Origin of the sequence: Pseudofrankia coriaricola (genome assembly GCF_032027725.1) — a bacterium.
Taxonomy (GTDB): Bacteria; Actinomycetota; Actinomycetes; order Frankiales; family Frankiaceae; genus Pseudofrankia.
In genome coordinates this window covers 110287-133580 of record NZ_JASNFO010000013.1, presented here as the reverse complement: position 1 = coordinate 133580, position 23294 = coordinate 110287, and the positions used below count along the sequence as shown (strand labels likewise).

Genomic DNA, 23294 nt, shown 5'->3' with positions numbered 1-23294 from the left:
GTGTGCACCGTTCGGGGATAAGGGCAGCTTCCGCTCGGTCGCTGACATCGTGGACGTCTCCACCCGGGACCAGGTTCGCGAGTACAAAAAGCAGATGAAGGCCGCTGCCAGGACCGGCGCCGCCTGACCCGTGGTTCTACCGTCCAACCATGAAGATCGTCTGCTCGAAGGGGGGCCGGCCAGAGGCTATGCGCGAAGGATCACGGATGAGCATCCGACCGGGTCTCGACGCCGCTGCGCAGGACGTGCATCAGCCGGACGGCATCTGACGGGTCGGTGCTGGCCAGAGCGGTGGCGTTGGTGAGCGCCAGCAGATCGACGGCCGTGAGGTCGCGGCGCACGGCACCGGCTTCCTGCGCTGGCGCCAGCAGAGCCGCCATCGTCGAACGCATCATCGCGTGCCAGCGTTCCGCCAGCTCCCCGCGCCGCTCGTCGGGCTCATGCGAGATCGCGGCCAGGGCGAGGGGACGTCTGGTCGCGACGTGCACGACGAACAGGTCCAGCCAGGTGAACAGCGCCTCCTCGGGAGGAGATGTCTCGAGCAGGGCCGCACCCTGCCCGAGCACGGCGTCGACCTCTTCGGAGTAGACGGCGACGAGCAGGTCGCCCCTGCTCGGAAAGTTTCGATACAACGTGGCGTTGCCGACGCGGGCCCGGCGGGCGATCTCGTCCAGGGGCACGTCGGCGCCGCGCTCGTCGAACAGCGTTCTTGCGGCCGCCACCAGCAGGTCCATGTTGCGCGCCGCGTCCGACCGCGGCCGCCGCCCGGTTTCGCGCGTCCCCGATGCGCGCGGGGGCACGTCTCGCGTCACGGCGGCTCCTTGCTGACCGGGGAGGACCCCATTATGGTGAAACCATGAAGTGGGGAACTCCCCATTTAGTCAGGCTGAGAAGGAGAGCCAACCGATGACGTTGACCGTCGAGGACCGGGTCGCCATCACGGACCTGATACACCAGTACGGGCATCTCGTTGACGCCGGAGAGCTGGACCGCCTGGGAGACCTGCTCACTCCGGACGTCACCCACGATCTCGCCGACTACGGCCATGGCACGGTGACCGGGGTGGAGGCCATCCGGTCTGTGGCACTCGCCGTCGGCGACGCCAACCCGGTCGGCCACCACATCACGAACCTGGTGCTTACCGAGCAGGCCGACGGCCAGGTGCACGCCAGGTCGAAGGGCATCGGGATCATGGCCGACGGTACATGCGGAAGTGCCGTCTACGACGATGTGATCGTCTTCGACGGCAACGGCTGGCGTATTCGCCATCGGAAGATCGTCGCGCGACGTGTGCCCCTCGGTGGCATGTTGGCGCGCTGACGCCGCGCGCAGGTCCGCCGGATCAGTCGTTACCCCGCTGACCTGATCCCGTTGGAGCGGGCATTCGCGGCGCCGTATGAGCTGACGAGGCGGCTCGGGCGTTCGCGGCCTGCGTTCGGTCGCCGATATCACCAGCCCTGAAACCCGTATCCAGATGCGCGATTTCAAAAAGGCCATGAAAGCCGCAGCCAAGGCCTCCCCCAGTTCGCGATCATCCCGGTTTTCGGCTGCCGAGTGCGCTGAAGATCACTGGCTGGGTATGGAGGCTGGGTCTTCGCGCCCGACCGCGACGATCTATGGGAGCCCGTCAGCGCCGGGCGGCTCTTCCTGCCCTTACCGTCGGGCGCGGTTGAACCGGGAAGAAGTGATGGGGAAGGCGAAGTGACCGGCGAGGAAGGCCAGGCCGAGCCAGACGAGGTTGATGTCGTCCGAGTCGACTCCGAAGGCGGCGAGCAGGAAGCAGAGGGCGGCAACGAGAGCAAGCATGATCGATCGTTACCCGTCGATCGTCGGGTAAATCGCCTTCAAGGTCGACAAGTCGCGTCCAGGGCCGACGAATCATGGCGAACCGCGAGGTGCGGGTCTTGGCTGGGCGGCCGGTACGACGTCGGGCCTGCGGCCGCGGGCCGGCCAGGCGGCGGCGTCTGAGGCTTTCACCCGTCACTGGCGTGGTCGCGGCCCGCGCCGCCGACGGACATGCGCGTCCAGCGCGCGACGTTGCCAGGCCAGGCAGGCGTGCTCGGCCTAGGCTCGTCAGGTGACTCGGCCTAGGCTCGTCAGGTGATGAGGCGGGCGGTGGGCAAAGCGGTTTCGGCTGGTGTGGTGGCGGCAGGTCTGGTGCTGGCGAGCGCGGTGACGGTGGCCTGTCAGTCCCAGGGCGCTGCCCGCTCCACCGCGGCCCCGCGTTCCGCCGCCGATGGGGCGGGCGCCTCCTCCTCTCCGAGCGCCGCCGCCGTCCCGAGCGCGACGGCCAGCCCCGCCGGTGCGGCCGCCGCCGGTCCGCCGTACTGCGGCGCCAGTCAGTACGTCGAGGAGATCACCGTGCAGCGGTGGTCGAACGGCGACTTCCGGGTCTCGCTACGCCCGACCGGCGACGCACGGCACGCCAGCGACCGTAACGAGGCGACAACGGTGATGTGGCAGGCGATCCGCCGTTGCCTGACGCCGTCCGCCGGGTTCACGGGGCTCGACGGGCCGGTCAGCGACAGCCTCCAGGACCAGCTGCGCTGCCATGAGTACCTGGCCTTGGTCCCCGCGTCGGGCGGCCAGGGGTATGCGACCGGCGAGACGTTCGACGTCGAGAGCTGGCGGCCGAAGGCGGGCCAGTCACGCTGGTTCTCCACCAAGTGCGGCAACACTCTCGGAACGGACCCGTCCGGCACCTCCCGGACCTTCCGCCCTGACGGCGTCCAACCCCAGCAGACCGTCACCGGCGAGCACGAGTAGCGCGAAGGTTCGGCCCTGCTCCCGTCCGGTCCGCCTGATGGGGTCCTGACAGGGATGGAGTGTCGGTGGCCGGGAGCACGATAGAGGCATGTCTGTCAGCCATGGGATGACGCTCTTCGACACTGCGGTGGGTTCTTGCGGCATCGTCTGGGGCGACGACGGGATCGTCGGCATCGCGTTGCCGTCCGACCAGGGTGACGTGTCCGCCACTCGGGCTGACCTCGCGGCCGCCTATCCGGACGCTGTGGAAGGACCGGCGCCTGACGGGGTTCGGGCAGCGATCGACGGGATGGTCGCATTGCTCGCGGGCGAGCCGGTGGATCTCGGCGAGGTCCGGGTCGACCTGGGCGGAGTGCCGGACTTCTACCGCCGCGTCTATGAGGTGACGCGCGCGATCCCGCCCGGCTCGACGCTCACCTACGGTGAGGTCGCCGCGCGGCTGGGGATGCCGGGCGCCGTCCGGGCGGTCGGCCAGGCGCTGGGCCGCAACCCGGTCCCGATCGTCGTACCCTGTCACCGGGTCGTGGCCGCGGCCGGCGCGCTCGGCGGCTTCTCCGCCCCGGGCGGCCCGGCTACCAAGCGCCACATGCTCCAGATCGAAGGCGCCCTGCCCGCCCCGCCCCCGACCCTGTTCGACTGACCCTGTTCGACAGCCGAGCCAGTTCCGCGGGGTCGACACGAACCTGCGGCCGGACACTCGCCAGGCCAGGCCAGGCCAGGCCAGGCCCGCGCCCGGCTGTCGGGTGGCGCCTCGCGACCTTCCTGAACGGCGTCGCGGAGGTCGTCGCCCGACTCGTCGTCGGGGGTCCGACATGGGTCCGCGCTGCTGCGTTGCCGCGGCTCACCCATTGGTTCGGGCCGCGTTCAGGGCTTGGCCCTCTGATGTCGGACGGGCCGGCCGGTGAGGGCTCGGGCGACGTTGGAGATGGTCTCGCGGATCGGCTGCCAGACGGTGCGGCGGACCCACCGTGACGGCCGGACGACCAGCACCCGTGACACGGTGCGTACCGCCCGCGCCGTGGGTATGACCAGCGTCCGCCAGCACCAGGCGATGGGGACGACGACCAGGACACGCAGTGCCCTCCCGGTCGCCCGCCCGGCCGGGACCGCCACCGTCCGCCAGCTCCAGACCAGCGGTACGGCCACGAACAGGCGCAGGACCACCTTGACTGCGCGGACCGCCCAGGCCAGCGTTGCCACCGTCGCCCGCCAGCCGGGCGCGAGCACCGCCAGGACCAGCCAGCGGCCGGGCCGGACGACCAGGTGCCAGGCCAACAGCACCAGCAGACGGCCGAGCGCGCGCAGGCCGGCGCGGATCGCGCGCCAGGCGCGGGCCAGCACCCACGCCATCGCGCGCAACGCCGGGGCGACCGCCACCCGGCTGAACCAGCGGATCGCGCGCCAGGCGCGAACCAGGACCCACGCCGTCGCGCGCAACGCGGGGGCAAGAGCGGCCCGAGTGAACCAGCGGACGGGACGGACCAGATGGCGGACGACTACGCAGATCGTCCGCCACAACGCCTGGAGCGCGTTCACGATCTCGATGACCAGTCTGCGCAGCCCGAACCAGATCAGCCGGAGAACTGGCAGGCAGGCATGCGTCCAGAGCCAGGCCAGCCCTCGTCCGACGGGACACAGCGCCCAGTCCCACAGCCCGGACAGCACGACCCACAGCGCCTTGAACAGGAACCGCAGCCCCGGGTACAGGAGCCATCCCCACGTCACCCGAACCAGCCCGCGCAGCACCAGCGCGACCAGCTCGTAGAGCATCCGTAACGGAAGGAAGACCGCGAACGCGACCGCGCGCGCGGGCCAGACGACGAGTAGCTGGATCGGCCAGGCCACCGATGCCTGCGCTGGCGTCGGCTCGTCCGGTGGGAGCTCACGCGGTGGGGACGGGTTTTCGAGCCCTGGCCCGGTCATCAGTCCCGTGACCCCTTCTCCCTCGACAGCTACCCACAGGTAAGCATCGGCAGCGCACCATTTGTCCGTTCGTGTCGGCCGTTAGACCGCCGCTCGGGCCCGGCATCGCCGAACGGCGCTGATCCTCGGCCCGGTTGCCCGGTTGCCCGGTTGCCCGGTTGCCGCACGACCGGCCTGGCGATCGCGGGTGGCGCCGACGGCGGAAACGTCACAGACGAGCAGGGCGGCTGGCGAGAGAATTAGTTGTATCCTGCTAACTATTAGACATCCACAACGATTTCGGTGATCTCGGGTGGTGACCAGCTCAAAGATCGGAGAGCCGATGACGACGGCACCCACGTCGGCGGCGGGGGCTGGTGGAGTGACGGCGGGTGAGCCGCTGAGCCGGAGCGGGCGCTACCTGGTACTGGCGATCTGCTGTTCGAGCCTGTTCATCGTCGGGATGGACACCACGATCCTCAACGTCGGCCTGCCGTCGCTGAAGCACGACCTGCATGCCCCCGACTCCGGCCTGCAGTGGACGATCGACGCCTACGGGCTCGTGATCGCGAGCCTGCTGCTGTTCTCCGGCTCGATGGGCGACCGTCTCGGTCGCAAGCGGGTGTTCCGGACCGGGCTGGCGCTGTTCTCTGCCGGGTCGCTGCTGTGCAGCCTCGCGCCCGGCCTCGGCTGGCTGATCGCCTTCCGGATGATCCAGGCGGTCGGCGGCTCGATGCTCAACCCGGTGGCGATGGCGATCATCACGAACACCTTCACCGACCGGCGGGAGCGGGCTCGCGCCATCGGCGTGTGGGGCGGCGTGATCGGCCTGTCCATGGCGTTGGGCCCGGTGCTCGGCGGACTGCTCGTCGACGGGGTCGGCTGGCGGGCGATCTTCTGGATCAACGTGCCGATCGGCCTCGCCGCGATGGTGCTCACCACCCGGTACGTGCCCGAGTCGAAGGCGCCCCGAGCCCGCCGGTTCGACCCGCTGGGCCAACTGCTCGTCGCCGTCACTCTCGGCACGCTCACTTACGCGATCATCGAGGCGCCGGCCGCCGGCTGGACGTCGGTGCAGACGATTGTCCTGTTCGTCATCGCCGCCAGCGCGCTCGTTGGGCTGATCGTCTGCGAGACGCGCCGCGACGAGGCGCTGCTCGACATGCGGTTCTTCCGCAGCGCGCCGTTCTCCGGTGCCACCGCCATCGCCGTCTGCGCGTTCGCGGCGATGGGTGGCTTCCTGTTCCTCAACACGCTCTACCTGCAGAACGTGCGTGGCTATTCGGCGCTGCATGCTGGCCTGCTGACCCTGCCGATGGCGGGGGTGACCGCGGTGTGCGCGCCGATCTCGGGCCGTCTCGTCGCCAGCTACGGACCGCGGCCGCCGTTGATCATCGCGGGGACGGCGCTGCCCGCCAGCGGCGTGGTGCTGTCGTTCATGGGCCCGCACACCAGCCTCGCGGTGCTTGTCTGTGCCTATGCGCTGTTCGGGCTGGGCTTCGGCATGGTGAACGCGCCGATCACCAACACGGCGGTGTCCGGAATGCCCGTCGCCCAGGCCGGCGTCGCCGCGGCGGTCGCCTCGACCAGCCGGCAGGTCGGCATGGCGCTGGGTGTCGCGATCTTCGGCTCCGTCGCGGCCAGCCACGTCGCCGGTCAGGACGGCCATGCCGCGATCGACCCGACCAGCGCGGCAGCCTGGTGGATCATGGTTGGCTGCGGCGTCGCCATCGGCGTCCTCGGCCTGCTGACCACTGGCCGTTGGGCCCGCGGCACCGCCGCCCGTACCGCCGCGCTGTTCGCCACCCAGCCGCGGCGCGAGGAACCGGACGTCGCCCTCGCCACCCGCCGCTAATCGCCAGCGCGAGGTTCCACCATGGCGGCGCGGCCTTTGGCTGTGTCTGTGGGTGCCTCCGGCCGCGCGTGGCTTCGCCATGGTCGCGCGGCCTTTGGCTGTGTCTGTTGGGTGCCTCCGGCCGCGCGTGGCTTCGCCATGGTCGCGCGGCCTTCAGCCGGGCGGCGGCGTCGCCGCGCGTCAGGCGCGGCTGAAGGCGCGGGCGCGGGCCCAGAAGTCGTCGAAGAGGGTGTAGGAGGAGGTGCGGGAGGCATCGGATCGGCGCGCGATCTCCTCGCGCAGTGCGGCGATGTCGACGCCCATCGCGGCGAGCTCCCGATCACGTCCGTTGGCCTGCCAGATGGCCGCCCAGGTCTCGAACACCGTCGGGGTGATCTCGGGGTGGAACTGCACCCCGAGGTGCGGGCCGAACCGGAACGCCTGCTCGGCGGCCGGCGTCCAGGCGAGTCGCCGCGCGCCCGGTGGCACAGTGAACGCGTCCCAGTGCGACTCCATCCAGGGGCCGGTCGGGATCGCGGTCTGGTCAGCGGTGGTGACCGGTAGCCAGCCCAGTTCGTGCCGCTCGGCCGGGCGTACGACACCGCCGAGCGCACGGGCGAGGATCTGCCCACCGAAGCAGATGCCGAGGATCGGGGTGCCGGCCCGAATCGCCGCGCGCAGGTAGGTCAGCTCGGCGGGCAGCCACGGGATCGTGTCGTCGTAGGCGGACTTGTCGGAGCCCATGACGACGATGAGGTCGAGCGCCGCGGGGTCGGGAAACGGCTGCTCGCCGGAGGTGATCACGCCGAACCGGATGCCGTGCTGCGTCATCCTGTCCGCGATCGTGCCGAGCTCACCGGCGGCCGCCACGCCGCTGACGTCGTGGACGACGATGATCGCCTTCGGGTCGCCGCTGCTGCCACCACCGCCGTCTCCGTGGTCGCCGGCGCCGTGTCCGACCGAGCCCGGGCCGATCGCCGTCGTCGTCATGCTTCTTCGTCCGCCTCCCATCGTGGCAAGGCTTCGCCTTGCTCGCGTGGCCTTCGGCCGTTTCGACCGGCAGACCTCCGGCCGAGCAGGGCTTCGCCGTGCTCGCGTGGGCCTTGGCCATATCCGCCGGCGGGCCATTGGCTGGCGTGCGCAGGGGACGGGTGTTCCGGGGGGTGTCCGCGCGGCGGTCGTCGAGGGCCAGTACCGGCGACGTGCTCGCGGTGCTGCGACCAAGCCGTCACCGTGTCGGATCGTCCCCCCGCCGGGGCTCCGCGGCTAGGAAACGTGACGCCTCCGACTCCTTAAGACCCAGGTACCAGCCGATGACGTCCCAGCTGCGTCCGTGTGGCAGACAACGCTTTCGTCGGCCCGACACCGTGGCAGTTGGCCGGTGTTCGAGCGCCGTGCGCCCGCACGGGGCGTTACAGCGTGAGCAGCAGGATGGGCGTCGCGACGATGGCGGTCGCCGCGGCGTAGGCGGCGGCCGGCTGCCACCACGGGACGGCCGGCGGTTCCAGCAGCCGGACGATGCGCGCGATCACCGGTGACCGCGACGGCGGGTGGATGCTCCCGGCGCCCGCGAGCGTCGCGGCGTCGGGGGAGCGCTGGGCCGCGGGTGTGGCGGTCGCCGCGGCGGCAACGGCCGTGCCGGAGCCGGCCTGACGCGCGGCGCCGCGCCGGCTGGGGACCCCGGCGAAACCGCCGGGGGTGAGGTCCCCGGTGATCCCGAGGGTGCCGGCGGGAACGAGGGAACGGGTCACGCCGAGCTGGGCGAGCGCTCTGGCGAGCACCTTCCCGCTCGTGCGGCGGGCGGCGGCATCGTCGGCGAGCATCTCGACGAGCAGCGAGACCGCCGCCGTCGCCTCCCAGGCCGGACGCAGGAAGGGGAAGGTCTGCTGCCAGGCGATGAACGGCTGGATGACCAGGTCGTGGCGCCCGGCGACGTGCGCGTCCTCGTGCGCGAGCACGGCCTGCAGCTCGCGCGGCGCCAGGGTGGTGAGCAGGCCGCGGGACACCACCACCCGGGCGTGCCGGACGCCGGGGACGCAGTAGGCGACCGCCACCGGGTGGTCGAGGATGCGCAGCCCCACGCGACCGCAGAGCTCGCACTGAGCCTGCTTGTCAACGCCCGCGCGGCCCGGCTCAGGGCGGGATGGCTGCGGGCGGACCACGGCGAGCGGAGTCCAGTCGTGGATCCTGCGGGAACGGCCGGCGCGGGCCTGGGCCGGGGCGCCGACGTGGCCGTGCGATCGCGCTCGGCAGGACGTCTGGGGGTGCTCCCGGCCGGTGAGGTCGACGAGGTGGCGGTGACGATGGCGATGGCGCAGGGTGGCGTGGGTGGACGAGGCGAGCACGCCGAACAGGCGGCCAGCCAGCGCCGCGACGGTCATCAGGCCGACGATGCTGAGCCAGTCGAGCCCGGACAGCGGCCGGCCGGCCGCGATGTTACGTGCGTGGTTGGCGATCGCCCGGGGCGTCGAGCCGGACAGCGGCGCCACGGTGAAGGCGGCGGCGGCCAGCAGCGCAGACACCCCGCCGGCGAGCCCCACGGCCTGCCACAGCACGATCGCCGCTCTGGGGCAGCCGTGCGTCCAGCGGGCACCCGCGAGCAGCCGCGGCACCGGCCAGGCCAGCGCCACGGCGAACAGCGCGAGAGCGGCCGCCGTCGTCATGTCGACGCAAGGTTACCGCCGCCCGCCTTATCGGGCGACGATGACGAATCGAGTTCGTCTGTGCGGGTGTCGGTGATGATGCCGGTGGCGCTATCACCGAGCGTGGCGACGTCGGGGTATGACTCGTCGCCGGGGCCGGTCGGCGTGAGCACGTCGGTGTCGGCCGGCAGCGCGAGCGCGCGGCGCAGGATCTCCGCCTCCTCGGCCGACACCGCGCCGACGAAGCGGACCAGCGCGGAGCCACGGTCGTCGGCGTTGCCGAGCGCCTCGAGCATCGCCTCGGCGACGACCGCCTCGCGGGCGTCGGACGCCCGGTAGCGGTGCGCGCGGGCGGCCCGCTGGCGCCGCACGAAGCCCTTCTTCTCGAGCCGCTCGAGGACCGTGAGGACGGTCGTGTACGCGAGGTCCCGCTCGTGCTGCAGCCGCGCCGCGACCTCCCGCGCTGTCAGCCAGCCTTCGGAGTCCCACAACACATCCATGACCGAGCGTTCTAGGTCTCCCAGGCGCGCCATGATCCGAATTTTACGCCGTGTAGAAGGTCGTGCGCCGACTAACCGGGAAGCCGGCGCGGGCGTGACCTCGTTCCGGCGAGCAATGCACGCAACCCAGCCACGGCAAGTGACGGCGCATCAGCGCAGTACCAACCCAGCCACCTCGCCAGCCCGGACCAAGCCTTACCACTGCCATATGCCAGGGCCCGGAACCGCGTGGGGAGGGCGCTCAGCGCCCGACAGGCCGCGCCCGGCGGCGGGCGCGGAGCGTCCGCCGCGGGACGGCCTCAGGCGGGTGGGCTACGGTCCCGGAATGCGGCCAGGGATACGTCCTCGGGCGAGCGTCGGCACCGGACCGGAGCCAGTCCCCGGCTCACAGCCCGGCGCCGACGCCGAGAACACCAGGAGCGTCGGCCCCGTCTCAGGGATGCCCGTTCCCGCCGTTCCCCCCATCAGCACCACCGCCACGTCGGACACGCGGCCGGCCCCGGCGGCCCCCACGGTGCCGGTGACCCCGGCGGCCCCGGCCGCCGGAACCGATGGCGAGGAGGCCCTCAGCCGGCGCGGGCTGGTGGTCGAGATCTGGCTGCTGCTCGGGGTGTCGCTCGGGATGTCGGGGCTGTTCGCCTTCATCCGCTACATCGGGGCGGTGACGAGCGGTCCGGTCCGCGGCCAGGTGGCGCTGCTCAACGGGTCCGCGGCGCCGGGCCGGCCGTGGCTGGACCTGGCGCTCCAGCTCGCCGGGCTGCTCAATGCCATCGTCCCGGCGTTCCTGGCCGTACATCTGCTGGGCCGCCATGGCGGCGGCGCCCGGGCGATCGGACTGGACCGCCGCCGCCCGGGGCGCGACCTCGCGTTCGGCGCGGCCCTCGCCGCCGCCGTCGGCGGCACCGGGCTGGGCTTCTACCTCCTGGCCTGGCACAGCGGGGCGAACCTGACCGTCGCACCCTCCGGGCTGCCGGACGTGTGGTGGCGGATCCCGGTGCTGCTCGGCTCCGCGTTGCAGAACGCGGTGACCGAGGAGGTCGTCGTCGCCGGATACCTGCTGGTCCGGCTCCGTGAGCTCGGCTGGGGTGACCGGCGGGCGCTCGCCGCGAGTGCCCTGCTGCGCGGCTCCTACCACCTTTACCAGGGCCTCGGTGGCTTCCTCGGCAACGTCGCGATGGGTGTGCTGTTCGGCCGGATCTTCCAACGACGCGGCCGGGTGGTGCCGCTGGTCGTGGCACACACGCTGATCGATTCGGTGGCGTTCGTCGGATATGTGTTGTTGGCTGGATCCGTCTCCTGGCTGCCAACTCCTGGATAACAATAGGAGAACAAACGGCAAACCGGGGTTGTTGCTACACGTGTGGCCGGGTGGCCAAGCGGCCGCCGGCCGCGGACGCGTGCTCGGCGGAGTCCGCTCGGCGGAGTCATGGCGCCGCCCGTGTGACGACGACCCCTGGACCCCCGCTCATCCGCCCATGTGGCCGAGGGCGCAGGGCATACGAGCGACCCGAGCGGGCGCTCCGAAAGGGGACGGTGTGGGCGGTCAGCTGGAGATCGAGCGCAAGTTCGCCGTAGGGGTGGACTTCGTGCTGCCCTCACTGGATACGGCGGGCCGCGGCGTCGGCGTGGCGGCGGTGACGAAGCCGGAGACGTTCACGCAGGAGGCCGTCTACTACGACTCGGAGGACCTGCGGCTCGCCCGGGCCAAGGTGACGTTGCGCCGCCGGGTCGGGGGCTCCGACGACGGCTGGCACCTGAAGCTGCCGGCCGGCGGCGGCGCGCGCGAGGAGATCCACCGTCCGCTGTCGGCCAGTGAGCCGGACGAGCGGGGCGTGGCGCACTGCGTGCCGCCGGCCGACCTGCTCGACATCGTGTTCCTGCAGCTGCGCGGCGCGCGGGTCAGCCCGGTCGCCCGGCTGGTCACCACCCGCGGTGCCACCCGGCTGCTGGACGCGGCCGGCGAGCCGTTGGCGGAGGTCGTCGACGACCGCGTCCGTGCCCAGACTCTGGGCGAGCGGGCGGTCCTGACACAGTGGCGCGAGATCGAGGTCGAGCTGCTCAACGGGGCCGCCACCGGGACGGGCACGGCCGCCGACGCCGATGCGCCCCTCGGGGGCGCCGCCGGGGCGCGGCTGCTCGACGACGTGGAGGCGGTCCTGCGCGCGGCTGGCGCGACCGACGCGCCGCACGGCTCCAAGCTCGCCCACCTGCTCAGTCTGGCCAACACCGCGCCGCCCGAGCCGGCCCCGAGCCCGTCGCCGGCGATACCGGCCGGCCGCCGCCGGCGAGCCGGCCTCGCCGCCGGCGAGGTGCTGCGCGTCTACCTGTCCGCGCAGGTGGAGGCGCTGCTCGCGGCCGACCCGCGGGTGCGGATGGACGAGCCGGACGCGGTGCACAAGATGCGGGTGGCCACTCGCCGGATGCGCAGCACGCTGCGCACGTTCGCGCCGCTGTTCCCTGCCGACCTGGTCGCCCATCTCGACCGCGAGCTCGGCGACCTCGCGCGGGCGCTGTCAGGCGCACGCGACAGCGAGGTGCAGCTGGAGTACTTCGACGGCCGGCTCGCGGCGCTGCCGCCCGACCTCGTCCGCGGACCGGTCGAGGAGAGCCTCGCCCGGCATCTCAAGGCCGGCATGTCACAGGGCAGGGCCGAGGCGCTCGCCGCGCTGCGCGACGAGCGCTACCTCGTCCTGCTGGTCGACCTCGGCGAGCTGGTGCGCGCGCCGCTGACCGGGCGAGCACGGCGCCCGGCGGCGACCGAGCTGCGCGAGCTGGTCCGCTCCGCCGACCGCAAGCTTGTCCGCAAGATCGCGAAGGCCGCGGCGACCCCGGCCGGCCATGACCGCGATGTGCTGCTGCACTCCGCGCGCAAGCAGGCCAAGCGGCTGCGCTACGCCGGTGAGGCGCTCACGCCCGTCTTCGGCCCGGATGCCAGGACGCTGGCCAGGATCTCCGAGGAGGCGCAGGAACTGCTCGGCACCCACCAGGACGCCACGGTGGCCGCCGGGCTGCTGCGGTCCTGGGGGATCGAGGCACAGGAAGCCGGCGACCCGACGGCGTTCACCTACGGTCTGCTGCTCGGCCTGGAGGAGCTGCGGGCGCGCGTCGCCGAGCGCGACTTCTTCGACGCCTGGCCATCCCTCTCGGACAGCCGCCACCGCCACTGGCTGAAGGGGTAGCTTCTCCGCCGCCTCCCCGTCGCGGTCTTGTTGGGCTCTGGCCCGACGCCGGCTTCGGGTGGGGGCGGAAAGCGGCGAGTTCTGGCGCCCTGGGCGGGATGACGCCGAAATCGGGTCGCGGCCTGGTCGAGGGGCCGGGCAGGCTGTGGCCATGACCGGCGAACAGCGGAACCCCCAACAGCGGAGCCCCGAACCGGCCGCGGCCAGGAACTGGGCGGACATCACCCGGCTGATCCACCCGGACTGGCACGACGACCCGGTCGGCGAGCCGCTCAGCCTGCCGATCTTCCAGACCAGCACCTACCGTCTGCCGGCGGACGAGCGGGCCGCCGAGGCCGCGAGCGCCGTCAGCCCCGCGCGGTTCTACACCCGTTACGGCTCGCCCAACGCCCGGGTCTGCGAGGAGATGCTGCGGGCGCTCGACGGCGCCGAGGCCGCGCTCCTCGTCGGCAGCGGGATGGCGGCGGTCAGCGCCGCGCTGCTGTCGAACGTCTCCCAGGGCGACCACGTCGTAGCCCAGACCCAGCACTACACCGGGTCGCTCACCCTGTTGACGGATGTGCTGCCGCGCTTCGGCATCGAGGTGACCCTGGTCGAGCAGTCGGACACGGCGGCGCTCACGGCCGCGGTCACCGACCGGACCAAGATCGTCTACACCGAGACGCCGAGCAATCCGAGCCTCGTCCTCACCGATCTCGCCGCCGCGGCCCATGCGGCCCACGCTCACGGCGCATTGATGATCACGGACAACACGTTCGCGTCGCCCTTCAACACCCGCCCGATCGAGCTCGGGGCCGACCTCGTCGTCCAGTCGGCGACGAAGTACCTCGGAGGGCACAGCGACGTCACCGCGGGCGTGGTCACCGGGCGCGCCGACCTGATGGAGGCGGCCTGGCAGACCGCCCGGGTCTTCGGCCCGGTCTGCCATCCCTTCGAGGCCTGGCTGCTGGCCCGCGGCCTGCGCACCTTCCCGCTGCGGCTGGCGCGGCAGAACTCGTCCGCGCAGGCCGTCGCCGAGTTCCTCGCCGGCCATCCCGCCGTCGAGGCGGTGTACTACCCGGGGTTGGCTGATCACCCGCAGCACGAGCTCGCTCGCCGGCAGATGACCGGGTTCGGCGGAATGCTCAGCTTCGTCGTACGGGGTGGGTTCGACGCGGCCCAGAACGTGCTGCGCGGGGTCGGGCTGTTCGTCAACGCGGTCAGCCTCGGGGGCGTCGAGAGCCTGATCACGCACCCGGCGACGCTGGTGTTCTCCCACCAGACCGCTGAGGAGATCGCGGCGGCCGGTGTCGACCTCGGCCTTCTGCGGCTGTCCATCGGCCTGGAGGAGCCCGCGGATCTGATTGCCGATCTCGCTCAGGCACTGCCCGGCTAGCATTGGCCCCCGCCTGGCGGCCTGACGAAGTGCCACACGGTTGTGGAGATCAATGGCCCGGGCGCTCGCCCGGGACTATAGTAGGTGACTTATATCACCTACGGCCAGTGGCTGGTTTGTGTCCGGGCGTGTCGTTTCGTCATGCCGGCGCGTGGTCTCGACCGATTGGGACGGATGCGATATGGGCATCGGAGCGTGCGCGGGCGTCGGCTTGTTACCGGCGGATGAAGTGGACTTCCTGGCCCGGAGGGCTCCCGCACGCGCCCCTCGGCGTGTACCGTCGTGCTTGGCAGCAGTTCGGTGCGTGTCTCAACCGAGACGCTGCGGAACTGAACCGGTGATGAAATGTCTCGCCGGCGAATGGCCCGGGGTCCGCGCGGTGCGGGCCCTGACTGCACCAGCAAGGAGAACGGCACGTGGCTCAGGGCACGGTCAAGTGGTTCAACTCGGAAAAGGGCTTCGGCTTCATCTCTGTGGACGGCGGCGGCTCCGACGTCTTCGTCCACTACAGCGCCATCGACATGGACGGCTACAAGTCCCTTGAGGAGGGCCAGCGGGTCGAGTTCCAGGTGACCCAGGGTCAGAAGGGGCCGCAGGCCGACGCGGTCCACGCCATCTGAGCCACGCAGACCTCGACGGGCCACCCTGGTCGTTGCCCTCCGGGCAGCTTCCCCGGTGGCCCGCTCTGCATACTGCTCCAGGGGTGACCCCGGACCCCGATGTCGGGCTTGGCTCGATCTAGGGCTCAGTCCTCGACCACGATCAGCCCGTCTCCCCGGGGAGGCGGGCTGATCGCTTTGTGCGGTGGGCTTCGGCCCTTCCGCCCGCCTGGCCGGTGGGCGGAAGGGCCGGTCGGAACTGCCTGCGGGGCAGGGCGCCAGACCGTCAACGGCGCATGGCGGCGATCGCTACCGAAGAGCGTTCTGGGGCATGCTCGTCCCAGTGGCCGGCGTGATTGTGCCGGCCACTGGATACCGCGAGCCCGAACGAGACCGGATGCTTCGCTGGATGTTTTCCGTTGCGCCCGACGCGATCCGGTATTTGTATTCGCAACCGTTGTTCGGTAAACCGTCGTGCCGGGCGAACGGGGTTAGCGCAGGCCGCGGCCGACGAGGGTCTCCGCGATCTGCAGGGTGTTCAGAGCGGCTCCCTTGCGGAGGTTGTCGCCGCACACGAAAAGCGCCACCTCGTTCGGGTCGTCCGGCGACTGGCGGATTCGGCCCACCCAGGTGGGGTCGGTCCCGACGACGTCCGCCGGCATCGGGAACTCGCCGGCCGCCGGGTCGTCCACGACGGCGATCCCGGGCGCACCGACGAGCACGGCGCGAGCCTCGGCGGCGCCGACCGGGCGGGCGAACCGGGCATGCACCGCCACCGCGTGGGTGGTGATGACCGGAACCCGCACGCAGGTGGCCGAGACGCGTAGACCCGGCAGTCCGAGAATCTTGCGTGACTCGTTGCGGATCTTCATCTCCTCCGAGGACCAGCCGCCGTCCTTGAGCGAGCCGGCCCACGGGACCACGTTGAGCGCGAGCGGAGCCGGGAACGGCCCGAGGGCGTCCTCACCGAGGGCCTTGCGTACGTCGCCGGCGGCCTGGCCGAGGTCTCGGCGGCCACCGACGACGGCCAACTGGTCGTAGAGCGCGTCGATGCCGGCCTGGCCAGCGCCGCTGGCCGCCTGGTAGGACGTGGCGAACAGCGACTCGAGGCCGAACTCGCGGTGCAGCGCCCCGATCGCGACGATCATCGACAGCGTCGTGCAGTTCGGGTTGGCGATGATCCCGCGTGGCGTGTCGGCGAGCGCGTCGGCGTTGACCTCGGGGACGACCAGCGGCACGTCCGCGTCCATCCGGAACGCGCCGGAGTTGTCGACGGCGATCGCCCCGCGCTCGGCGGCGACCGGCGCCCACTGGGCGGAGATCTCGTCGGGCACATCGAACATCGCGATGTCGACACCGTCGAAGACCTCGGGCGCGAGCGCCTGGACGACCACGTCCTCGCCGCGTACCCGCAGCGTCCGCCCCGCCGAGCGGGCCGAGGCGATCAGGCGGATCTCACCCCAGATGTCCGGGCGCTCGTCCAGCAGCGACAGCATGACGGTGCCCACGGCTCCGGTCGCGCCGACGATGGCAAGGGTAGGGCGATGGCGCCCAAAGCGGCTGGCAGCCTGGCCCTCGGCCAGCCGCGGCGGGCCATCAGATGATGCGGTCTCGTCGGCCACGGCCGAAGTTCCTCTCGATAACCACCGTCCGGGCGACGGTGTGGCGGTCGTCCGGAAGGGCGCTGGCGCGCCCGCCGGACGCTCCGCCTGTCGGGCGCGGAGCGCCCTCCCCGGCTGGTTCCGGGCTGACGCATGTGGCGGTGGCCCGGCTGGGTCTGGGTCGGGGAGGTGGCTGCGTTGGCCTACCGGCCGGTGCCGGCGTAGACGATGGCCTGGTTGTCGGGGTCACCGAGCTCGAAGGCGTCGTGGACGGCCTTGACGGCGCCCGGCAGGTCGGTGTCGCGGACGACGACCGAGATACGGATCTCGGAGGTCGAGATGATCTCGACGTTCACGCCCGAGTCCGCGAGCGCGCCGAAGAACCGGGCCGACACCCCTGGGTGCGACTTCATCCCCGCGCCGATCAGCGACAGCTTGCCGATGTGGTCGTCGTACAGGGTCTTCTCGAAGCCGATCTCGTCGCGAACCTTGTCCAGCGCGCCAAGGGCGGTGCGGCCGTCGGTCTTCGGCAGCGTGAACGAGATGTCCGTCCGGCCGGAGCCGGCGACCGACCCGACCTGGACGATCATGTCGAGGTTGACGTCCGAGTCCGCGACCGCGCGGAACACGGCCGCCGCGACCCCGGGCTTGTCCGGGCAGCCGACGACCGTCACCTTCGCCTCGCTGTTGTCGTGCGCGACGCCGCGGATGATGGCCTGTTCCACGAGTTCAGCCTCCGGAATGTCGATGACCCAGGTACCCGGCTTCGTCGAGAACGACGAGCGGACATGCACGGGAACGCTGTAGCGGCGGGCGTACTCGACACAGCGCAGCATGAGGACCTTGGCGCCGCTGGCGGCGAGCTCGAGCATCTCCTCGTAGGAGACCGTGTCGATCTTCCGCGCGTTCGGCACGATCCGTGGGTCGGCGGTGAAGACGCCGTCCACGTCGGTATAGATCTCGCAGACGTCGGCGTGCAGCGCGGCGGCCAGCGCGACCGCGGTGGTGTCCGAGCCGCCGCGGCCGAGCGTCGTGATGTCCTTGGTGTCCTGGCTGACGCCCTGGAAACCGGCGACGATCGCGATCGCGCCCTCGTCGAGGGCGGTGCGGATCCGGCCGGGCGTGACGTCGATGATCCGCGCCTTGCCGTGCGTGCCCGTCGTGATCACTCCGGCCTGCGAGCCGGTGAACGAGCGCGCCTCGGCGCCGAGGTTCGAGATCGCCATCGCCAGTAGCGCCATCGAGATGCGCTCACCCGACGTCAGCAGCATGTCCAGCTCGCGGGGCGGCGGCAGCGGGGACACCTGCTCGGCGAGCTCCAGCAGCTCGTCGGTCGTGTCACCCATCGCGCTCACGACGACGCACACGTCGTTACCCGCGCGGCGCTGCTCGACGATCCGCTCGGCCACCCTTTTGATCTTGTCCGCATCCGCTACGGAGGAGCCGCCGAACTTCGCCACGACCAACGCCATGCCCCTCAGGCTACAGAGTGCCGCCGCCGTTCCCGACCCGATTTTCGCCCACCGTCACCGGCCCGCCAGCCCCGGCGTGGTCTCGGCGGCCCCATGGCGCCGGCGGCCGGAAGGACGCATCGGTGCTGGTCAGAGCCAGCCGGACTCCTCGGCGGCGCGGAGAGCCTCCATGCGGTTGCGGGCGCCGGTCTTGGCGATCGCGGCGGACAGGTAGTTGCGGACCGTCCCCTCAGACAGGAACAGCCGGCCGGCGATGTCGGCCACGGTCGCCCCGTCGCGCGCCGCGACGAGGACATCCCGCTCGCGCGCGGTGAGCGGGCTCGGCCCGGTGGCGAGCGTCGCGGCGGCGAGCGTCGGGTCGACGACCCGCTCGCCCCGGGCGACCCTGCGCACGGCGTCCGCGAGCGCGTCCGGCGGTGCGTCCTTGACGACAAAACCCAGCGCGCCGGCCTCCATCGCCCGGCGCAGGTAGCCGGCCCTCCCGAAGGTGGTGACGATGAGCACCCGGCTGGCCGGCCGGGTGGCACGCACTGTGCCCGCGGCGGCCAGCCCGTCGATGCCGGGCATCTCGACGTCCATCAGCACGACGTCGGGCAGCAGCTCCGCGACGGCCGCCGCGACCTCGTCGCCGCGGCCGACCTGCCCGACGACCTCCATGTCGTCCTCCAGCGACAGCAGCGCCGCGAGCGCCCCGCGGACGAGGTGCTGGTCGTCGGCGAGCAGCACCCGGATCATGCGGGCACCACCGCGCGCAGCCGGAACCCGCTGCCCCCGCCCACCGCGCCGGGGGCGGCGTCAGCGTCAGCGTCGGTGCCGGCGTCCGTCTCGGCGTCGCCTGGCGCGGGCCGCGCGGAGCCGGTCTCCAGTCGTCCGCCCGCGGCGGCGACCCGCTCGGCGAGGCCCGCCAGTCCATGGCCAGGGGCGGCCCGCGCCGTGTGGGTTCCGGTCCGCTCAGACGGCACGAGGGCGGCAGGCCCGGCAGGCCCGGCAGCCCCGGCAGGCGCGGCCGGGCCCGCGGGGACGCGCGGCAGGGGGCCGCGCCCGTCGTCGACGACCTCGATGGACCTGCCCGTCAGCGCTACCTGTACGGATCGCGCGCCACTGTGCCGCACGACGTTGGTCACTCCCTCCCGCAGCACCCAGCCGAACAGCTCGCTCAGCTCGACCGGAACCTCCTCGACGGCCGCCGGCAGCTGGGCGCGGATGCCCGCGGCGCTGAGCACCTCCCGCGCGGCGGCCAGCTCGCCGGCCAGGCTCACCGGCCGGTAGCCGGCCAGTGCCGCCCGCACGTCGGCGAGCCCCTCCCTGCCGAGTGCCGCCACCTGCGCCATCTCGGCCGCCGCCCTGTCGGGGTCGCGGCCGACGAGCCTCGCCGCGAGCTCGGCCTTCACCGTGATCGTCGTCAGCGCGTGCCCCAGCAGGTCGTGCATGTCCCGACTGATCCGCAGCCGCTCCTGCTCCTTGGCCAGCCGCTCTATCTCCCGGCGGGCCTGGAACAGCTCGATCTGGTGCCGAGTCCCGGTACGCATCACGTAGAGAGCGAAGACCACGAGCAGGATCGGCCCGGAGAGCGACCACTGCTCGCCGTGCAGGTCCCAGCTCGGGACGTACTGAGGCAGCCAGGTGACCGCGGCCGCCATCACCAGGATGACCGGCAGCCCGATCACCGGGAGCAGCAGCATGGCGAAGGCGACGGAGTCGAAGACCGGCATCACCAGCCCGCTGCGGCCCAGCACGACCAGGTAGACAACGGTGATGCCGGGCATCCCGACCAGCACCGTCGCCTGGTAGCGCCGCGGCCCGCCGAACATCGCCCGGGGCAGCGGGCCGACGTAGAGGTACGCGAACGCGGCCAGCAGGATCAGCCCGAGCGCTATCCGCGGCGGGTGGTCATTCGAGAACAGGTCGCCGACCGAGTAGCCGAGGTAGACCAGCCAGATCGCCGCGGTGCGCCGCCACCGGCCGACGCCGGCCTCACGCCCGAACGCATTCTGCCCCCGGATCGGTTCGAAGAAGAACCGCCGGATCGCGGTGAGCGTGTCCTGCGACGGCTCACTCACCGTCTCGCTCATCGCCATGCCGGTACTCGCCGTCACGCTCGTCGCCCTCCGCCGTCGGCGGCCACCTGGCCGCGCTGGCCGCGAACCGGGGCCGGCCAGTCGGTGGGCTCGTGGTCCCGCGGCCTGGAGGACCGCGTCGGCGGGTCAGGCCGAACGGGGCTCGACGATGGCGGAGCCTCACGCCCCCGAGGGCCCGTCCGGGTGTCAGGCTCGCAGCTGGTCACGGGAGTAGGCCCGCGCCGCGAGCCGTCCGAGTATCACGGTCCATACCGCCAGGATGGCCAGTCCGTGCCAGCCGAGCCAGCTACCGGCGATCACCTCGCGGCCGGCGTCGCCCGTCCAGTACATCGGCAGCGCCTTCGCGATCTTGGCCATCCAGTCGGGAAACTGCTCGACCGGTACCCAAACGCCCCCGGCGAGCGCGAGCAGCGAGGAGACCGCGCCGGACAGCTGCGCCGCGTTGTCGGCGCGTAGCAGGTAGCCCAGCCAGATCCCGAACGCCGCCAGCGGCACCATGCCGATCAGCACCCACAGGCCGACGACGAAGTAGGTGTGCACCGGCAGCTTGGCGCGGCCGAGCGCGTCTGCCTCGACGAACACCACGACCAGCGCGGGCAGCGCCAGCGCGAAGGAAGTGATCACCTTGGTGAGCAGGTAGTGGCCGCCGGTGAGCGCGGTCAGCCGCAGCTGGCGGCTCCAGCCGCCTGCGCGCTCCAGCGCGATCCGCCCGGCGGTGCCGACGATGGACACCATCGCGCCGAAGGTCGCCATGCTGACCATGACGTATGGGCCGACGGTGATGTCGCCAAGTCGGTCGGTGGCGTCGCTCGAGGTGAAGGCGGCGAACATGATGAACGGAAACGTCACGCTGAAGATCAGGAAGCGCGGGTTGCGCCAGATCCGGCCTATCTCGAACCGGGTGTAGCGGGCGGTCAGCAGAGCCGGGTTCATTGCGAGGTCTCCTTCGCCCAATCCTGGGGTGACGTGCCTTGAGGTGACGACGTGCCTTGAGGTGACGACGTGCCTTGAGGTGATGCGGTGCCTTGAAGTGACGCGGCCTGGGCTGGCGCGGCGTGGCCCGCGGGCGCGCTGGTCAGAGCGACAAAGGCGTCCTCCAGGCCGGCGCCCGTGATCTCGATGTCCCGGACGTCCGCGGCGGCGGCGAGCAGCGCCCGCAGCGCCCGGTCGCTGTCCGCGCAGGTCAGCTCGATCGTCTCGCCGCGGGTCTCCGCCCTGGTGACACCCGGCAGCGGGCCGAGCGCGGCGAGCCGGCCCGTCTCGGCGCCGGGCAGCGTCGCGCGGATCGTCCGGCCGCCGACCTGCCCCTTCACCTCGGTCGTCGGGCCGTCCGCGACGACCTTGCCGGCGCGCAGCAGCACGATCCGGTCGGCGAAGTCGTCGGCCTCGGCCAGGTAATGGGTCGCGAACAGCACGGTGCGCCCCTCGGCCGCCCACTCCCGCGTCGCCGCCCAGAACGCGAGCCGCGCGGCCACGTCCATCGCCGCCGTCGGCTCGTCGAGCACCAGCAGGTCGGGGTCGGGCAGCAGCGCGGCCGCGAACCGGACCCGCTGGCGCTGGCCACCGGAAAGCCGCTCGGTGCGGGAACCGGCGAGTTCCGTCGCGCCCGCGCGGCGCAGCGCCTCGGCGGTGGGCAGCGGGCGAGGGTAGAGCCCCCGCAGCGCGTCGAGCACCGCGCCGACCGTCGCATAGGGGAGCAGGCCCCCGTTCTGCAGCATCGCCCCGACCCGCCCGCTCGCGCAGGCCTGCCGAGGCTCCTGGCCGAACAGGCTCACCGTGCCGCGCTCGGGCCTGGTCAGGCCCAGCAGGATGTCGATCGTGGTGGACTTGCCGGCGCCGTTCGGGCCGAGCAGCGCGACGACCTGGCCGGCGGGGACGGCCAGGCTCACACCGTCCACGGCCTTCGTCGCCCCGTAGCCCCGGTGGACGCCGTCGAGCACGATCGGCGCGGCGCCGGGCGACCCCGCTCTGGAGGGCGCGGAGGATGACCGCGCGGATGGTGCGGATGGTGCCGGGGCGGGAGAAGACGCCGCGGTGCCGGTGCCGGTGCCGCTGCCGCGGGCCTGATGGGCGGCGCGCTCGTCTCGCGGCGGCCGCGACGCACTGAATCTGGGCATGTCAGCAGGGTGCTGGGTACGGCGATCCTCGCGTCAGTCATGACCGTCACGAACCCGCGATGACATCCGTCATCTCCCGGTCTCTCCAGCGCGCCCGGCGGGTCCTCGCCAGCCGGGCCCCGGCGGTTCCACGATGGTGCCCACGTTGTTGCCTCCGTGTGGTTTCGGTGGTCATGTGGTGTGGAAGGTGCCCGGATGTGGTCCCGGTGCCCGGTCATGCTGTCCGGCGCGCGACGGGCCCGCTGATCGGCCGGACGAATTGTGCGAAGGTGTTCGCGACCAGCGCTGCTCACCGTCATGGCCGTCGATGCTTGTGGAACAGATCGGCCAGGAAGGACTCATACATGGCCATCAGCCTCGCCAAAGGCGGTAACGTCAGCCTGACGAAGACGGCGGCGGACGCCGGCAACCCGCAGCTCACGGCGCTGACCGTCGGCCTCGGCTGGGATGCCCGCACCACCACCGGCACCGAGTTCGACCTTGACGCGTCGGCGATCGCCGTCAGCGAGAGCAACAAGGTCGTCACGGACGGGCACTTCGTCTTCTTCAACAACCTGAAGTCGCCCGATGGCGCGATCGAGCTGTCCGGCGACAACCGGACCGGCGAAGGCGAGGGCGACGACGAGTCGGTCGTCATCAATCTCGGCCTCGTCCCGGCCGACGCCGCCAAGATCGTCGTTCCGGTGTCCATCTACGACGCCGTCAACCGGGCCCAGAACTTCGGCCAGGTCCGCAACGCCTACATCCGCGTCGTCGACCAGAACGGCACCGAGCTCGTCCGGTACGACCTGTCCGAGGACTACTCGACCGAAACGGTCGTCATCTTCGGCGAGGTGTACCGCAACGGCGCCGACTGGAAGTTCCGCGCTGTCGGCCAGGGCCACACCGACCTCGCCGGCCTCGCACGCGACTACGGGGTGAGCGTCTAAGCGCCTCGGAGGTCGCTTGCGCGACCGCTCGGCGCTTAGACATCGGGCGCTGAGCCTAACCTCCCAGATCGGCTCCGCAAGCTCCGCCGATCCGGCAGGGACCCTGCTCCTTGCGTTGGTTCCGGGCCGGACCAGAAAGTGCCGGGCTGGCCCGGACCGGCGTCGGGCTCTTGGCTGGGTTGTGCTGTTCGGCGACGGTCGTCTGGTTGCGTGCCGTCTGTCGTCCTCGTGCCCTTGCGTGCGTGGATGCTCGGACGGACGGACAGCGTGCGCGGTGAGAGGCTTTGGTCGTGACCTCGG

Annotated in this window: 21 protein-coding genes; 9 read left to right on the top strand and 12 right to left on the bottom strand. The window is 71.9% G+C overall.

Annotated elements, in window-relative coordinates; genetic code table 11:
* Positions 1 to 200 precede the first annotated feature (200 nt).
* Positions 201 to 812: a TetR/AcrR family transcriptional regulator gene (locus tag QOZ89_RS08925; RefSeq protein ID WP_312623512.1), complete on the bottom strand. Its 612-nt coding sequence runs from the start codon at positions 810 to 812 to the stop codon at positions 201 to 203.
* A 94-nt stretch (positions 813 to 906) separates the two neighbouring features.
* On the opposite strand from QOZ89_RS08925, the gene QOZ89_RS08920 reads away from it, so the two are divergent.
* Positions 907 to 1320 carry a nuclear transport factor 2 family protein gene (locus QOZ89_RS08920; protein WP_312623511.1) on the top strand — a complete coding sequence of 138 codons (414 nt, stop codon included), beginning with the start codon at positions 907 to 909 and terminating at the stop codon, positions 1318 to 1320.
* A 333-nt stretch (positions 1321 to 1653) separates the two neighbouring features.
* Here QOZ89_RS08920 and QOZ89_RS08915 read toward each other — a convergent pair whose 3' ends face one another.
* On the bottom strand, positions 1654 to 1806 hold the full coding sequence (locus QOZ89_RS08915) for a hypothetical protein (protein WP_312623510.1): 153 nt from the start codon (positions 1804 to 1806) through the stop codon (positions 1654 to 1656).
* 309 nt (positions 1807 to 2115) lie between these two features.
* On the opposite strand from QOZ89_RS08915, the gene QOZ89_RS08910 reads away from it, so the two are divergent.
* Positions 2116 to 2766 (top strand): DUF2599 domain-containing protein, encoded by a 651-nt coding sequence (locus tag QOZ89_RS08910; protein WP_083419748.1) that lies wholly within the window; start codon positions 2116 to 2118, stop codon positions 2764 to 2766.
* A gap of 88 nt (positions 2767 to 2854) precedes the next feature.
* Positions 2855 to 3406: a methylated-DNA--[protein]-cysteine S-methyltransferase gene (locus QOZ89_RS08905; protein WP_071052974.1), complete on the top strand. Its 552-nt coding sequence runs from the start codon at positions 2855 to 2857 to the stop codon at positions 3404 to 3406.
* 224 nt (positions 3407 to 3630) lie between these two features.
* Here the strand turns inward: QOZ89_RS08905 and QOZ89_RS08900 are convergent, their stop codons facing one another.
* A complete protein-coding gene (locus tag QOZ89_RS08900) occupies positions 3631 to 4689 on the bottom strand; it encodes a hypothetical protein (protein WP_131804172.1) in 1059 nt (352 codons plus the stop codon).
* A gap of 322 nt (positions 4690 to 5011) precedes the next feature.
* Here QOZ89_RS08900 and QOZ89_RS08895 point away from each other — a divergent pair, with 322 nt between their 5' ends.
* Positions 5012 to 6523, top strand: coding sequence for an MFS transporter (locus tag QOZ89_RS08895; RefSeq protein ID WP_083419754.1), 1512 nt, complete (start codon positions 5012 to 5014; stop codon positions 6521 to 6523).
* A 180-nt stretch (positions 6524 to 6703) separates the two neighbouring features.
* Here the strand turns inward: QOZ89_RS08895 and QOZ89_RS08890 are convergent, their stop codons facing one another.
* The 3 genes from QOZ89_RS08890 to QOZ89_RS08880 form a co-directional block, all read right to left on the bottom strand.
* Positions 6704 to 7492 (bottom strand): type 1 glutamine amidotransferase, encoded by a 789-nt coding sequence (locus QOZ89_RS08890; protein ID WP_312623508.1) that lies wholly within the window; start codon positions 7490 to 7492, stop codon positions 6704 to 6706.
* Between the two features lie 422 nt (positions 7493 to 7914).
* Positions 7915 to 9165: a M56 family metallopeptidase gene (locus tag QOZ89_RS08885; protein WP_312623507.1), complete on the bottom strand. Its 1251-nt coding sequence runs from the start codon at positions 9163 to 9165 to the stop codon at positions 7915 to 7917.
* Positions 9162 to 9677, bottom strand: coding sequence for a BlaI/MecI/CopY family transcriptional regulator (locus QOZ89_RS08880; protein WP_312623506.1), 516 nt, complete (start codon positions 9675 to 9677; stop codon positions 9162 to 9164). The genes QOZ89_RS08885 and QOZ89_RS08880 overlap by 4 nt, the downstream gene beginning before the upstream one ends.
* Before the next feature lie 487 nt (positions 9678 to 10164).
* Here QOZ89_RS08880 and QOZ89_RS08875 point away from each other — a divergent pair, with 487 nt between their 5' ends.
* The 4 genes from QOZ89_RS08875 (at position 10165) to QOZ89_RS08860 (ending at position 14818) form a co-directional block, all read left to right on the top strand.
* On the top strand, positions 10165 to 10962 hold the full coding sequence (locus QOZ89_RS08875; protein ID WP_312623505.1) for a CPBP family intramembrane glutamic endopeptidase: 798 nt from the start codon (positions 10165 to 10167) through the stop codon (positions 10960 to 10962).
* Positions 10963 to 11179: 217 nt separating this feature from the next.
* Positions 11180 to 12823 carry a CYTH and CHAD domain-containing protein gene (locus QOZ89_RS08870; RefSeq protein WP_071052970.1) on the top strand — a complete coding sequence of 548 codons (1644 nt, stop codon included), beginning with the start codon at positions 11180 to 11182 and terminating at the stop codon, positions 12821 to 12823.
* Positions 12824 to 12974: 151 nt separating this feature from the next.
* Positions 12975 to 14198 (top strand): trans-sulfuration enzyme family protein, encoded by a 1224-nt coding sequence (locus QOZ89_RS08865; RefSeq protein ID WP_312623503.1) that lies wholly within the window; start codon positions 12975 to 12977, stop codon positions 14196 to 14198.
* A 416-nt stretch (positions 14199 to 14614) separates the two neighbouring features.
* Positions 14615 to 14818 carry a cold-shock protein gene (locus tag QOZ89_RS08860; protein ID WP_007513152.1) on the top strand — a complete coding sequence of 68 codons (204 nt, stop codon included), beginning with the start codon at positions 14615 to 14617 and terminating at the stop codon, positions 14816 to 14818.
* 470 nt (positions 14819 to 15288) lie between these two features.
* Here the strand turns inward: QOZ89_RS08860 and QOZ89_RS08855 are convergent, their stop codons facing one another.
* The 6 genes from QOZ89_RS08855 to QOZ89_RS08830 form a co-directional block, all read right to left on the bottom strand.
* A complete protein-coding gene (locus QOZ89_RS08855; RefSeq protein ID WP_312623544.1) occupies positions 15289 to 16380 on the bottom strand; it encodes an aspartate-semialdehyde dehydrogenase in 1092 nt (363 codons plus the stop codon).
* 221 nt (positions 16381 to 16601) lie between these two features.
* Entirely contained in the window at positions 16602 to 17870 is a 1269-nt protein-coding gene (locus tag QOZ89_RS08850; protein WP_312623502.1) for an aspartate kinase, read from the bottom strand.
* A gap of 129 nt (positions 17871 to 17999) precedes the next feature.
* Positions 18000 to 18605: a response regulator transcription factor gene (locus QOZ89_RS08845; protein ID WP_312623501.1), complete on the bottom strand. Its 606-nt coding sequence runs from the start codon at positions 18603 to 18605 to the stop codon at positions 18000 to 18002.
* Positions 18602 to 19966 (bottom strand): sensor histidine kinase, encoded by a 1365-nt coding sequence (locus QOZ89_RS08840; RefSeq protein ID WP_312623500.1) that lies wholly within the window; start codon positions 19964 to 19966, stop codon positions 18602 to 18604. Before QOZ89_RS08840 ends, QOZ89_RS08845 begins: the two co-directional genes overlap by 4 nt.
* Positions 19967 to 20134: 168 nt before the next feature.
* Positions 20135 to 20881, bottom strand: coding sequence for an ABC transporter permease (locus QOZ89_RS08835; RefSeq protein WP_071052966.1), 747 nt, complete (start codon positions 20879 to 20881; stop codon positions 20135 to 20137).
* Entirely contained in the window at positions 20878 to 22065 is a 1188-nt protein-coding gene (locus tag QOZ89_RS08830) for an ATP-binding cassette domain-containing protein (protein WP_312623498.1), read from the bottom strand. Before QOZ89_RS08830 ends, QOZ89_RS08835 begins: the two co-directional genes overlap by 4 nt.
* A 344-nt stretch (positions 22066 to 22409) precedes the next feature.
* On the opposite strand from QOZ89_RS08830, the gene QOZ89_RS08825 reads away from it, so the two are divergent.
* Entirely contained in the window at positions 22410 to 22994 is a 585-nt protein-coding gene (locus QOZ89_RS08825; RefSeq protein WP_071052965.1) for a TerD family protein, read from the top strand.
* The last annotated feature ends 300 nt before the right edge of the window (positions 22995 to 23294 follow it).